This is a genomic window from Acidobacteriota bacterium (assembly GCA_040754075.1).
Taxonomy (GTDB): domain Bacteria; phylum Acidobacteriota; class Blastocatellia; order UBA7656; family UBA7656; genus JBFMDH01.
Window position 1 is genome coordinate 42,456 of sequence record JBFMDH010000007.1, and the last position, 13,642, is coordinate 56,097.

Here is a 13,642-nt window from a genome sequence, read left to right on the forward strand (position 1 = left end):
TTCACCTCTTCTGAGTTTTTGGTTTTTTTAGGAGCAACACATCACGTGGTTTTCGATAATCAAATCAGAAACCGTTTATTTACCGACACGACCAAGCGGGCTTAAGGGTCTGCCGGTTGGGCCATTCATGTTCGAGGCGTTCGGACGCACCTGTTGCTGATGTTGCGCAGGGTTTTGCAAAGTCTGTACGCCCCGATTGATCAAGTCTTGTAATTCATCGGGATTTGATGAACGCGCCAGCCCCAATTCCAGGGTGATCTGTTTTTTGAAATACAGACTCGCCAGCGATTGATTAAAAGTCTGCATGCCGAATTTATCCTGACCGGTTTGCATCATCGAATAAATCTGGTGAATTTTATCTTCGCGAATCAGGTTGCGAATAGCCGCATTGGGAACCAGAATTTCCATCGCCAGACAACGCCCCTGCCCATTGGCTCTCGGCAACAACGATTGGGTGACGATGCCTTCGAGAACCATTGAAAGCTGAGTGCGGATTTGCGCCTGCTGGTGCGCCGGGAAAATATCGATGATACGGTTAATTGACGATGACGCGGAATTGGTGTGCAAGGTCGCAAATGTCAGGTGACCGGTTTCAGCAATTCGCAGCGCGGTTTCAGTGGTTTCGAGGTCGCGCATTTCACCGATGAGCACGACATCCGGGTCTTGACGCAAAGCCGCGCGCAACGCATTTGAAAATGAATGAGTATCGGATTGCACTTCCCTTTGATTCACTAAACAATTTTTATGGGTGTGCAAAAATTCAATCGGGTCTTCAACCGTAATGATATGCTCGTGTCGCATACGATTGACTTTATCGAGCATAGAAGCGAGCGTCGTCGATTTACCGGAACCGGTTGGCCCGGTCACGAGAATGAGTCCGCGAGGTTTCTCGCAGAGTTTTTCGATGACCGGCGGCAAGCCCAATTCTTCAAAGGTTTTTATTTCATAGGGAATGGCGCGAAAGACTGCGCCAACCGCGCCGCGCTGGTTGAACAGGTTGGCGCGGAAACGCGAAAGCCCTTTAATACCGAATGAAAAATCGAGTTCGAGATTTTCTTCAAAGCGGTGCTTTTGCGCATCCGTCAAAACCGAATAAGCCACTTGTTTGGTTTCAGCCGGTGTGAGTTCGGGATAATCGAGCGGTCGTAGATGCCCGTGAACTCGAACCATGGGCGGCGAACTGGTGGTGATGTGCAGGTCTGAGCCGCCCATTTCAATCATTTTTCTGAGTAATTCGCTTAATATGATTTCAGCCATTTTTTTATAGGATTCAGGATTCAGGATTCAGGACTGAGGATTCGATTTGGTTATGCTTTTTGATAAACCAATTCGCAATCCGCAATCCGCAATCCGCAATCCGCCTCCGCCTCCTATTTCACGGTTTCTCTGACAACCTCTTCAACGGTCGTCGCGCCCATACGAATTTTTTCGATTCCGCTCATTCTAAGCGTCAACATTCCTTCATCAATCGCTTTACGACGCAATTCCAAACCCGAGGCGCCGACCAGCACCAACTCACGTAAATCTTCGGTCACTTCCATCACTTCATATAAACCGACGCGCCCTTTGTACCCGGTGCCATTGCAGGTCTGACAGCCCGCGCCTTTATAGGTTTTGATGTCGCCCGCTTCACTTGCCGGGAAACCGACATCGATCATCGCTTCAACCGGCGTATGGATTTCCATCTTGCAATCCTTGCAGATTTTTCTAACCAGGCGTTGCGCTTGAATGAGGTTCACCGAAGTCGCAACCAGAAAAGGTTCGATACCCATATTCATTAAACGACTCACCGTTGATGGCGCGTCGTTGGTGTGCAAAGTGGAAAGCACCAGGTGACCGGTGAGCGCCGCTTTAACCGCGATTTCAGCGGTTTCAAAGTCGCGGATTTCACCGACGAGAATAATGTTCGGGTCCTGGCGCAAGAATGAACGCAAAGCGGCTGCGAAATTCAAGCCGATTGACTCTTTCATCTGCACCTGATTGATGCCTTGGAGGTTGAATTCCACAGGGTCTTCGGCGGTCATAATGTTGGTTTCGGGTGTGTTTAGACTTTGCAGCGCCGAATAGAGCGTCGAGGTTTTACCCGAACCCGTGGGTCCCGTAACCAGAACCATGCCGTAAGGTTTATTAATATTGCGTTTAAATTTTTCCAGACTCTGCGGTTCAAAACCGAGTTGCGTCATATCCAGTCTGAGGTTTTCTTTATCGAGCAAACGCAGCACGAGTTTTTCCCCGAACATCGTCGGCAATGTCGAAACCCGGAAATCGAGTTCACGCGAACGGCCCTCCAATTTCACGCGGATTTTGATGCGCCCATCCTGCGGCAAACGCTTTTCGGCAATATCGAGCCGCGACATAATTTTCAATCTCGATGTCAAGGCATCGCGCATCTTCATCGGCGGATTCATAATGTTGTAAAGGATGCCGTCTATACGAAAACGCACGCGCAACTCTTTTTCATAAGGTTCAATGTGAATATCGGATGCGCCGCGACGCAGCGAATCAACCAGAATGACGTTCACCAGTTTGACCACCGGCGCGTCATCTGCCATCTTCTCTAAATTTTCAAGGTCGATTTCATCCTGGGCATCTTCGACTTCTTCAAGGGTGTCGGCAAAATCACCATACTCATCCTGCGTCATGGTGCTTTCGGCTACCAGGTCTTCCATGACACGCGCAAGTTCGAGTTCTTTTGAGGTGCCGTAATATTTGGCAATCGCCAGTTGCAGAGTGGTTTCGCTGACCACGACCGGTTCAACCGATAGCCCGGTCATAAATTTAATATCATCGATGGCGAAAACATTGGTCGGGTCGACCATCGCCAGAGTCAATGTCGAGCCAACTCTTGAAAGCGGTAAAACCATATAACGCTCGGCAGTCTCTTGTGGCACAAGATTCACGGCTGCCGGGTCGACTTCAAATAAATCGAGATTAACCGATGAGACCCCGTAATGACGGCTGAGTACGGCAGTGACTTCTTCGTCCGACAACATTCCCAATCGCACGAGGGTTGAGGCAAGGCGGCCTCCATGTACTCTTTGATAGTCGAGCGCCTCTTTCAATTGTTGAGGCGTTATGAGGTTTTCATTTAGAAGTGCTTCACCGAGTTTAGCCGACATAATTTTGAATTCAATCCCAGTTCCTGCTCCAACCGGAGCGAGTGAAATTCAACCTAACGAGGACAAGAGCTTATTCATCAAACAGCCCGGAGATTCCGTAGTGAGGAATGAATCATCTCAAGGCTGCGCGCTCTCGGAATGTATTGGGGGTGATTTCTAGCAGAATGCGACAGGTTCGGGTTTCGGTTGCAGGGGCAGCAGTTTATATCCAAGCTCTATGCGATATTGTTTGGCATCAAACAATTTTAAGGGAGATAAATAAACCGCACCTACCTTTTAACATCCGACCTATACCATGTCAATAATAAATTCCGCCGAAGTTTTGTCGGTCTAAATTGAACCGTCGCTATGCTTAAAGGCGGTAAAAAAGCCAATAAAATTCGTGGATTTCCTCAACCAAAGCGCAGCGCCTACTGTAAAAAAACAGCGAACACCGAGACCGTTCATCAGGGAGGTATAAAACCGCGTTCCCCTTTTTTCCTGCATCAACAAGAATTTTGAGAACCGCCAAACGGTTAAACATTTTTCCGAAAATGCCACGCTGGAACGCGCGGCATTCCACTATAATGCGAGCGTGATAAAAGGGGAATTATTCTGATAGGAGTGGTAAAGCCTGCCCTTGTTCTTTAACCTTATATTGCCTTCGGTGGTGCTGCTTAACGGGTGGAACTGCCATTAATTGCCTTCGGTTAAGCGGACGAGGGCACACTTTACCATTCAACCGTTTTTTTAAGCAGATGGTCTGGAGTCATTACTTTCACAGTCAAAGTAATTCAACCTTGTAGGCTGGAGAAAAAGACTAGAGCGGTATGGAAAAAACAGACCTGTTGGATGTCACCATTAACCAGGCGCTTAGTCTGGCATATTTCATTCATGGCGACAAAACCTTGGCTTTGCAAATTGTCACCAGTGCGTTGAACAAATTGGAAGTCGCGGTTCAGGCGCAAGACAAGCGATTGTATTATGAACCCCAGGGTCGAACCACCGCGCGCAAAGCCAGAAACCGAATTAATTATAATGAGAAACATCTCTTACAACGATTGATTTACCTGGAATCGGAACCTTATGAAAAGGAGAAAGAGCGCGAGGGCAAGCTCGATGAACGCCGCATGATTACGCATTTCATCAAACATCTGGTGAAAATAACCCTCAAACGCAATTCTTTCTATGTCGCGCTCGGTATCAGTCGTTTGCTGCACAACTATACAACCGCTGAAGCCATGGAAATTTATAATTTAGTGGTGCAAGACCCGGAGCGCGCCCGCGATGATTATTACTATCGCTCACGCAAGGGTCGATTGATGCAGGAGATGAAAGAGCGTTTCGGCGACCTGCTCAATCTCATCAAAGTCAATCGCGGCGAAGAACGGTTTGAACCCCGCCCTTCATCCAAACAGTTCAACGGGTTTGTTTTCGATTGCCTGGATAATTTTACGCCCTGGGCAACGGCTTGTGTTATCCCGTCAAGCTATAACCCATTTGCCACTTCCCTAAAAGAGTTGGAATTTGATAGTCAAGACCCGGATGCCGAACATCATATCGAAATCAATCGCACCCACACGATTCTGCATCCAGATTGTTTTACAAGGTTGGTAAAAGCATTGAAACTGAATCCTCCCAATGATCGCCTCGAAATCCCGAACTTTAATTTATCCACAAGCGCAACCGACAATCATCGCAACGACCCACCGACATTCGGTCGCGATGAGTTGGAAGCGATTAAATCATCGCTTGACGAACAAGCTCATCGCCGCAAGCGATTTTCAGCAGGTCTGCTTAAAGTGGTAGTTGATGGCGCATTGATGGGCGAAATTGATTTGCAACGGGTTTGCAATCTCCAGGTCGAAATCGCAGAGGGCGCGGAACTGATTGAAATTATCGGCAACTCCAAAAATGAGGAGGTGCGGCTTGCCTCTTGTTTTATTCAGGCGCACCAGCCGACAAGCAAAAATACCATCACCCTTGAAGGCGGTCAGGAAATCACCTTTTCCCAAGCCCACAAAATCGACCAATATGGAGAAGTTGAAACCTCAACTCTCAACATCGATTATCGTGAGACGCGCGCCTTCAAAGCCGCTGCACTTGCAATTAATCACCGCATCAATCGTTTGGGTGATGCCTTGCGAATCAATAATCTGGCAGGCGTAATCAAACCGGCGCTCGCCTTTATGCTGGTGGCGCTGCTTGGATTGGGCGTGTGGTTCTTTGCGATCAAAGGCGACCCAAGACCGTTGGAACAGGCAGATCACAATCAATCTTCTCCGCAACCGGAAAACCCTGAAGTTACGCCCAATCAATCACCGGATAGCAAACAGGCAGATAATCGAGATGAGCCAAATTCAGGGAAGATTCAAAATCAGGATAAACAAGAAAAGCCGCAGAAGCCTCGCAAATCCGATAATGACCGTTTAATAGCCTCTGACCGCAAACCAACTAACCCGGAAGATGCGGATGCAGTAAAGCCGGGAACCCGTTCAACGCAACCGGCGGTGAGTGGTCTGGCATTAAGCGAAATCAAACTGATTGGCATTCAAATCTCCTGCGACGATGCGCACTGTCAGGAATTGCGCACCCGTTTGATTGAAGGGTTATCTGCAAGCAATCGCTTTGCTTTTACGAACGATTTGAACAAAGCCGATGCCCTTTTAAAAATTTCTGATATTCGTGAAACTCCAAATGATTCGCAAGCTTCGGTGATTGCGCGCCTGGCAAATGCCAAAGGCTTTGTGCTCTTCCCTGCCAATCGCGGCGGTTCAGGTAATCGCTATAGAGGTCAGCCCGCAGAGGTTGCGCAAAAAATTATTAACGACCTGTTGGAAGAATCTCTAAAAGCCGCTAAACATCCAGCGGGGAATAAGCAGTAGGACTGTAGAGGTTACACGCCCATATTGGTATGGGGTTTAATTTTCCTACTGCCTATTGCCCGCTGAGCCTCGCCTTTTATTTCAATGCTCAAAATCCTGACTACAGCAATGGGCTTGATGATTATGATGATTACCCAACAGCGAAATGATTGCTTGAATTTACCCGATGTTGGTTGGGGCGCGGTCAATGACCGCTTTCTCAACCTCAATCGTTTTTAATCTTCACTATTTCGGTTCGCCCTGCAAAACAAAAGCTGCCCAGTAATAGGGTGATGACCAGCGTTTATCTTTTGCCATCGAGGCTCTCACCGCTTTCAACGCCGCTGCCGCGCTCATCCCCTCTTTGAGCATCGCTCGATAAAACCGTCCCATAAATTCTGCGGTCGCCTCATCGCTTACATCCCATAAACTCACCAGCACCCGCGCCGCGCCCGCATACATAAACCCGCGCGTCAGTCCCACCAATCCCTCGCCGCGTATTTCTTTGCCCAGTCCCGTTCGACATCCTGAGAGCACCACCAATTCCGCAGGCAATTTCAAATTGTAAATCTCATGCGCCCGCAAAAAGCCGTTTACCTCATTGCCGCCCTCATCGACCATCGACAACACAATGCCTGAGAGTTCCGGGTGCGCGGTGTTTAAAAAACCGTGAGTGGCAAAGTGAATGATGCGGTAATCGCTCAACTCGCGGCTGGTTGCCGTCTCACGATTCGCCGCGAAATCAATCGCCGCTTTCCGTTGGGTTGAGGCAACCAGAGATGCGACAACCATCGCCTCTTTGCGTGTAAAAGGAATGCGCGGCAATGACAAACCTTCATTGCTCATCTCAACATCAGCCATCGCGCGGGTCATTTCGTTATCGAGGACTGCCGGTTTATGGCTTTTTTCTTTTAGCGAATTTTCCTCTGCTAGAGTAATGCCGCGAGATTGCGCAACCATGTTTGATAACCCTTTGCGATTCGCCTGGGCTGATTTCAATCGCTCATCAGCTTTATCGAAAACCGGGTCGGCAAATATGGCGATAGTCTTTGCCGCAGGTTTTCGGTCTTTCAATTCTCGCCGCATCACTGCAAGCGTAGAAATCGACGGGAGGCTCACGATTTCATTGGTGATGCCTAAATACCCAACCGTTGGTTTATGGTTGGGATTTCTGCTTTCCGGTTTCGCTACGGGTAACGCGGCAAACGGAATATATTGCAACGCGCCATCGCCAACGACCAGCAGCTTTTTGTTTTGAATTTGTGAGGCGACGGGCGCAAGGATCATCCGGGAAAGCCCATTCGCAGCCTGTGCATATTCGGATTCGGCTTTGGCGATTCGCGCTTTACGTTCATCAACGGTTTCAAATTTCACTACTTTGTTTCGCGCCGCGAGCAAATCATAAACCTGCTTGGCTGCCGAATCGATTTCGGAACGCTTTGGCAAGTTAAAGACTTTGAGCACATTTGACGAAACCGCGAACAGATAACTGCGGTCTTTGCCAAGCGAATATTCCAGCAACAAGGTATCATCATCAATCAATTGTTGTCGGATTTCATCAAGTGTCAGTGGTTGAGTCTTGGTTATCGCCGCATAACGCGGGCTGAGGCTTTGCAACTTCGCCTGAAATTCATCGGTTTGAATTTTTGCCAATTCATAATCTTTTCGCGCTTTTTCCAACTGTTCACCGGTGTGTTTGGCGTTCAGCACTTTTTGCAGTTGTTGACTCGCCTGATATAAACGCGATTGTAAATCCTTATCTTTTTCGAGCATTCCGGCATCCAAACCGGCTCGTAAATCGATTCGCGAACGCGCCAACGTATCGAGCAAGGTTCGGGCGCGTCCCCTTTCAACAAATTGAAACGCCAATGCGTCATAACCTTTGGTCGCATCCCGTTGATGCAATTGCATGAGTAAATCAACTTTTAAATCATAAAAATCTTTCAAGGATGCAAGAAATAATGTTCGTGCCGAATCAATCTCAATCTTGCTTCTAATGGATTCGATTCGCGCGATGGCTTTATCTACATTGGTCTGCGCCGCCTCAATATTTCCCGATTCGTTTTGAATACGGGCAATAGCAAACAGTCCAATCGCTTCATCCAGTGGATTGGCGGTTGCCATAACGATGGGCAAGGCTTGGTTGTAAAACTCAAGCGCCTTCGCCGTATTGCCCGCTGCATAATTGATGGTTCCAAGATAACGCAGGATTCGCCCTTCCCCGACCCGATCACCTAAAGACCGTTTGATGGTAAGCGCCTGCTCACATTGCTCTATGGCTTTTTGCCGGTCGCCGAGCATGTGATAAGTGAGTCCGATCATTCCTTGTGTAGTGCTGGCATACCAGGGGTTTTTATTTTGTTGATATAAATCGTAAGCCTGTTGAAAAAAGTCCAGCGCCTTTTCATATTCGCCAAGTTGATAATGCGAAACCCCGATGCTGTTAAACACAGTGGATAGCTGACGAGTGTCCTTTTCCTCTTTTAAAATTGTCAGGGCTTGATGGTGAAAGACCAACGCCTTATCAAAATCCCGCATATTTTCATAGGTTCCGCCAATATTATTGAGCGCGAAGGCTTCCGATAATCGACTTTTTCTGAGGCGAAAGATTTCCAGGGTTTCATTGAATCCTTCGAGCGCCTTAAACGGTTCGCCGACGCTTTTATAGATTGCCGAAAGGTTATTGATGGTCTGCACAACCCCCGCATCATTTATTTCACGCCGTATTTTCAAAGCCTGCTGGCAATAGTCGATGGCATTGTCCTGGTCGCCTAATAGATTGTAATTGGCGCAGAGGTTATTGAGCGCCACGCCTTCATTTTGTCGGCTGCCGAGTTGTCTCGAAAACTCCAGGTATTTAAAGTTGTATTCCAGCGCTTTTCGATGGTCGCCGGTGATAAAGAAATGCTCTTGCAAACGGTAATTGGCTTGCGATTCGAGTCTGCGGTCGCCGGATTTTTGACTGAGTTCAAGCGCCTTTTGATAATAGACGAGGGCTTTTTCGGTTTCTAAAATCGCCCGGTGCAATGTTCCCAAATCAAGGTTGGCAATGGTTTCACCATACAGATCACCGACCGTCTGGAATAAGCCGATAGCTTCTTCATATTTGGGGATGCCTTTTTTCCTGACCTCATTATTATTGGTCTGTAATAAATTAATGGCTTCACCCATGACAATGCCGGCTTTGACTCTCGTCTTATCCTGCTCAGTTGCGGCGCGTAAATCCTGAACCGCCAGTTTATATTTTCCTGATTTATTCTCCTGTCGCCATGATCTCACTTCGACGAAATATTCGCCCGATTGCGGAGCAAGCAGAAAGCCTTCATCGGTTGCCAGGTTGGGCGCATAGCCTCGACTGTAACCAATCTCTTTATTATCGCCAGTAAAAAATGTCATCTTTAAGTTGAGTTGGTTTTCATAAAGAAAAACCCGCAAGAATTGCCCTGCCGCAAGGGTTACCGAATAGCGATGGATTTCACTATCTTTTTTGTCGCGCTCTACGGGTTGGGTGAGCGAAAGCGGTTGCACATCAATCGCTTCAGCTTTTTTCTGTGCCTGAGTTTGCGCCGGTAAACTGGATTGCCCCGACCACAGAAGCCAGACAACGCTTAAAAACAAACCGATTGTTTTTCGCTTATTGACGGTGAAGGGGCGAAGAAAAATTTCAACAGCTAAATTTGCCACTGATGCGACCTCCGACGAAAATTATTGCCGGTTGCAGATAACGTTGGGTTGGATTAAGTGCCTAAGAATAATTGCCCAAGTGGGAGTAATACTATCACCATTTTTTTTTGCCGCTCAAGTCAATAGCATCGGGTTGGGATTTATTTATTTTTTGGTGTAATCTTTCAATTTAGATGGCACACGATGTGTAAAAACCACCGCAATCAATTATCTCTAAACAGCAAAAGGATTGTTATCCGAACCTATGTCTGAATTGAAAAAACAGAAAGCGCATTTGCAATTCCACTTGAACGGCGAACCGGTGGAGGTCGCTTTTGCTCCCCATAAAACGTTGCTCGAAGTCTTGCGCGAAGATTTAAATCTGACCGGCACCAAACATGGTTGCGAACTCGGCGAATGCGGCGCTTGCACCGTGTTAATCGACGGGCGGGCGGTGCTCTCTTGTCTGGTACTGGGTCTGGATTGTGAAGACAAAGAAATCCTCACCATCGAAGGCATGAGCGCCAACAATCAACTTCATCCGTTGCAGGAGATGTTTGCCGATTTAGGCGCAGCGCAATGCGGCTATTGCTCTCCCGGTTTTTTACTCGTTGCCAAAGAACTTCTCGAAAAAAATCTTCACCCGACGCGGGATGAAATCAAAGATGCTTTATCGGGCAATATCTGTCGTTGCACCGGGTACATTAAAATTTACGAAGCCGTTGAACTTGCCGCCGCCCGCATGCGCGGCGAAGCGGTCACGATTCCACAAGAGGTTGTTTACGGACTGGAATAAACGAGGTGGATGATGAGTGTACGCCTGCCTGTCTATCAATCGGCAATTACCTACCCTGAAAGCGACGGCAAACCGACGGCAGAAACCGATTACCTGAGTGAGCCATTGATTGCCTATCGGCTTGAAGATGGAAAATTTGTTGAGGTCGAAATCATCAATGGTCGCTTAAGAAGCAATGCACCAGGCTTGGATATTGTTGACACTGGAAAAACTTTGCGCTTGGTCAACCCCAAGACGAAAAAGTTTTTACTGACCCCTGATGAAGCGATGGAAGCCGTTCAATCTCAACAAGCCAAATCGACAGGAAAAAAATCAACGAAATCGCCAAAGAAATAACTTGAATCATTCTGATATAGTCGGAAGGAAAACCAACCGACCGAAAAAACAATTATGAAGAACGGAAGAAACGGAAATCTAAAAGTTGTCGGCAAACCCTATCGCAAAGTGGATGCGCGAATGAAATGCACAGGGCAAACCAAATTCGCGGATGACGTCGCGTTGCCGCGCATGCTTTACGCGAAACTTTTGCGCAGTCACATTCCCCACGCGCTCATCAAACATATAGATGTTTCTAAAGCTCTTGCGCTTCCGGGGGTTGTGGCAATCCTAACCGGCAAAGATTTGCCTATTCCTTACGGCATTCTGCCCGTCAGTCAGGATGAACACACGCTTTGCATAAACAAAGTCCGTTTCATCGGCGACCCGGTTGCCGCGATTGCCGCGATTGACGAGGACACGGCGTTTGAGGCGATGGATTTAATCGAAGTTGAATATGAACGTTTGCAACCCATCGCCTCCATCGAAGACGCGCTCAACATCAATGAGCCGCGCATTCACGAATACGGCGACCACGGTAATACTCATAAAAAAGTGTCGCTTGAATTCGGCAACCTGGATGAAGGTTTTGCCGAAGCCGACCACATACGCGAAGACATTTTCTTTTACGAAGGCAACACCCATCTGCCGATTGAACAACACGCCTCGCTTGCCAATTTTGACCCGGACGGGAAACTGACGCTCTGGAGTTCAACGCAAACGCCGCATTATGTCCACCGCGCGCTCGCCAAAGTTTTAGAGATGCCCGCCGCGCACATTCGCGTCATTGCCACACCGAACGGCGGCGGCTTCGGCGGCAAAAGCGACCCGTTCAATCACGAAGTCGCGGTGTGCAAACTTTCGATGATAACCGGTCGTCCTGTGAAAATTACTCTCACCCGCGAAGAGGTTTTCTATTGTCATCGCGGGCGTCATCCGGTTTTGATGTGGGCGAAGACCGGCGTCAAAAAAGACGGATCGATTACCGCCATGCACTTTCGCAATTTCCTGGATGGCGGCGCGTATGGCAGTTATGGTGTAGCTTCAACCTTTTATACCGGCGCATTGCAAACCGTGACCTACGAAGTACCGCGTTATAAATTTGAAGGCACCAGAGTTTTCACCAACAAACCGCCTTGCGGTCCGAAACGTGGACACGGCACGCCGCAACCGCGATTTGCGCTTGAAGTTCAACTCGATAAAATCGCGAGTGACCTGGGACTCGACCCGGCAGAGATGCGCCGCCAGCATCTCGCCCCGGCAAACTCGATTACCGCAAACTGGCTGCGCATCGGTTCGATGGGGCTTGGCGCGTGCATTGATAAAATCGTTGATGCGAGTGATTGGAAAAACAAGTTCCGCAAACTTCCTTACGGTAAAGGCATCGGTATCGCTTGCAGTTCGTACCTGTGCGGCGCGGGCTTGCCGATTTACTGGAACAACCTGCCGCATTCGGGTGTGCAACTTCGCCTGGACAGACAAGGCGGCGTTTGTGTGATGTGCGGGTCAACCGACATCGGGCAAGGTTCGGATTCGGTTCTCGCTTACATAGTCGCAGAAGTCTTAGGCATTGAACCGTTCGACATTCGCATCGTGACCGCCGACACCGATTTAACCCCGGTTGATTTGGGCAGCTATTCAAGCCGCGTGACCTTGATGACCGGCAACGCCGCTGTGCAAGCCGCCGAACGCGCCCGTGAAATTTTAGCTAAAGCGGTTGCCGAAAAACTCGATGTGCCGGTTGAAGATTTATCATTTGCAGAACATCGGGTTTTCGATGTGCGAAACCCTGAACACGGCGTGAGTTTTGCTGAAGCCGTGGTTTTAGCAGAATCAAAATTCGGCACCGTGGGAACCGTCGGTTCATACACGCCGCCGCGTTCGCCCGGCAAGTTCAAAGGCGCGGGAGTGGGACCTTCGCCGGCATACAGCTATTCAGCAGCGATTGCCGAAGTTGAGGTTGATGCCGAGACTGGTATCACAACGGTTGAACGCATTTGGATTGGTCATGACATCGGGCGTTCGCTCAATCCTGCGCTGGTGATGGGGCAGGTTGAAGGCGGCGTTTACATGGGACTCGGTGAAGTCTTGATGGAAGAGATGGTCTATCGCGCGAGTCGCAACATCGTGCATAAATTCCCGTCGATGCTCGAATACAAAAGTCCGACGACGATGGAGATGTGCGAGGTCAAAACGTTTTTAATTGAAGACCCAGACCCCAACGGGCCATTTGGCGCAAAAGAGGTCGGGCAAGGACCGCTGCTGCCGGTGATGCCTGCGGTGGTGAATGCAATTTATGATGCAGTGGGCGTTTATGTTGATGAAATCCCCGCGACCCCTGAAAAAGTGTTGGCGGCGCTCAAGGCAAAAGCCCAAGGCAAGGAAGGGCGCTTTGGACCCAAAGCGGTTCCGACAGTTGACTGGGGCAATCCCTTAAAAGTTTTAACTCCGCTTGAGGGCGGCGACGGCAAAGAAATGCCCAACGCCGCAGTGCATTTGAGAGAGTGAACGCTATGGGAAAGTCGAGAAAGATCGTTGTTGATGGCATGACTTATATGTGGCGATTTGCGCCAGGCTATGAAAAGACGGGTGAGGCTGCCAATCGCTATCGCTGTCACGACATCTTCACAGCCTATATACACGAATACCGGCACAGCCCCCTGCAAGCGCATTTCATCACCTGGGAAGACCCAGTGATCGGCGGACCTCTGCATATGGGAGCGCCGATTAATCTTTATGATTCAACTTCGCCGCGCATCAACCTGCATGAGCCGAAAAACGCGGCGAAGATGATTCGACTGGCATTACAACTTGGCTGGCAACCGGCAAACGGTAAGAAACCTTTTGTGATCGAAAACGGGCAAGACATCTTAGCGGAATTGTGGAATAAGGCGGAATAGAGGAAA

9 protein-coding genes are annotated in these 13,642 nt (G+C 48.8%); 6 read left to right on the forward strand and 3 right to left on the reverse strand.

Annotation, left to right across the window (positions count from 1 at the left end):
* Positions 1–75 precede the first annotated feature (75 nt).
* Complete coding sequence (locus AB1757_09655; protein ID MEW6127293.1) at positions 76–1,257, reverse strand: type IV pilus twitching motility protein PilT; 1,182 nt, start codon at positions 1,255–1,257, stop codon at positions 76–78.
* 113 nt (positions 1,258–1,370) lie between these two features.
* Entirely contained in the window at positions 1,371–3,122 is a 1,752-nt protein-coding gene (gene pilB / locus AB1757_09660; protein ID MEW6127294.1) for a type IV-A pilus assembly ATPase PilB, read from the reverse strand.
* Between the two features lie 806 nt (positions 3,123–3,928).
* On the opposite strand from pilB, the gene AB1757_09665 reads away from it, so the two are divergent.
* Together AB1757_09665 and AB1757_09670 are read left to right on the forward strand one after the other, a co-directional pair.
* On the forward strand, positions 3,929–5,983 hold the full coding sequence (locus AB1757_09665) for a hypothetical protein (GenBank protein ID MEW6127295.1): 2,055 nt from the start codon (positions 3,929–3,931) through the stop codon (positions 5,981–5,983).
* Between the two features lie 84 nt (positions 5,984–6,067).
* Complete coding sequence (locus AB1757_09670; protein MEW6127296.1) at positions 6,068–6,202, forward strand: hypothetical protein; 135 nt, start codon at positions 6,068–6,070, stop codon at positions 6,200–6,202.
* Between the two features lie 6 nt (positions 6,203–6,208).
* On the opposite strand, the gene AB1757_09675 is transcribed toward AB1757_09670, so the two are convergent.
* Positions 6,209–9,646 carry a CHAT domain-containing protein gene (locus AB1757_09675; GenBank protein ID MEW6127297.1) on the reverse strand — a complete coding sequence of 1,146 codons (3,438 nt, stop codon included), beginning with the start codon at positions 9,644–9,646 and terminating at the stop codon, positions 6,209–6,211.
* A 244-nt stretch (positions 9,647–9,890) separates the two neighbouring features.
* Between AB1757_09675 and AB1757_09680 the strand changes: the two genes are divergently transcribed.
* Genes AB1757_09680 through AB1757_09695 form a run of 4 tightly spaced genes read left to right on the forward strand, consistent with a single transcriptional unit; the run spans position 9,891 to position 13,636 of the window.
* A complete protein-coding gene (locus AB1757_09680) occupies positions 9,891–10,421 on the forward strand; it encodes a (2Fe-2S)-binding protein (GenBank protein ID MEW6127298.1) in 531 nt (176 codons plus the stop codon).
* Between the two features lie 9 nt (positions 10,422–10,430).
* Positions 10,431–10,757 carry a hypothetical protein gene (locus AB1757_09685; GenBank protein MEW6127299.1) on the forward strand — a complete coding sequence of 109 codons (327 nt, stop codon included), beginning with the start codon at positions 10,431–10,433 and terminating at the stop codon, positions 10,755–10,757.
* A gap of 54 nt (positions 10,758–10,811) precedes the next feature.
* Positions 10,812–13,244 (forward strand): molybdopterin cofactor-binding domain-containing protein, encoded by a 2,433-nt coding sequence (locus AB1757_09690; protein ID MEW6127300.1) that lies wholly within the window; start codon positions 10,812–10,814, stop codon positions 13,242–13,244.
* Between the two features lie 5 nt (positions 13,245–13,249).
* Entirely contained in the window at positions 13,250–13,636 is a 387-nt protein-coding gene (locus tag AB1757_09695; protein MEW6127301.1) for a hypothetical protein, read from the forward strand.
* Positions 13,637–13,642: the final 6 nt, after the last annotated feature.

Coding starts and splice junctions, on each gene's coding strand:
- AB1757_09655 (MEW6127293.1), bottom strand. CDS start 1,257: ATGGCTGAAATCATATTAAGCGAATTACTCAGAAAAATGATTGAAATG.
- AB1757_09665 (MEW6127295.1), top strand. CDS start 3,929: ATGGAAAAAACAGACCTGTTGGATGTCACCATTAACCAGGCGCTTAGT.
- AB1757_09670 (MEW6127296.1), top strand. CDS start 6,068: ATGCTCAAAATCCTGACTACAGCAATGGGCTTGATGATTATGATGATT.
- AB1757_09680 (MEW6127298.1), top strand. CDS start 9,891: ATGTCTGAATTGAAAAAACAGAAAGCGCATTTGCAATTCCACTTGAAC.
- AB1757_09685 (MEW6127299.1), top strand. CDS start 10,431: ATGATGAGTGTACGCCTGCCTGTCTATCAATCGGCAATTACCTACCCT.
- AB1757_09690 (MEW6127300.1), top strand. CDS start 10,812: ATGAAGAACGGAAGAAACGGAAATCTAAAAGTTGTCGGCAAACCCTAT.
- AB1757_09695 (MEW6127301.1), top strand. CDS start 13,250: ATGGGAAAGTCGAGAAAGATCGTTGTTGATGGCATGACTTATATGTGG.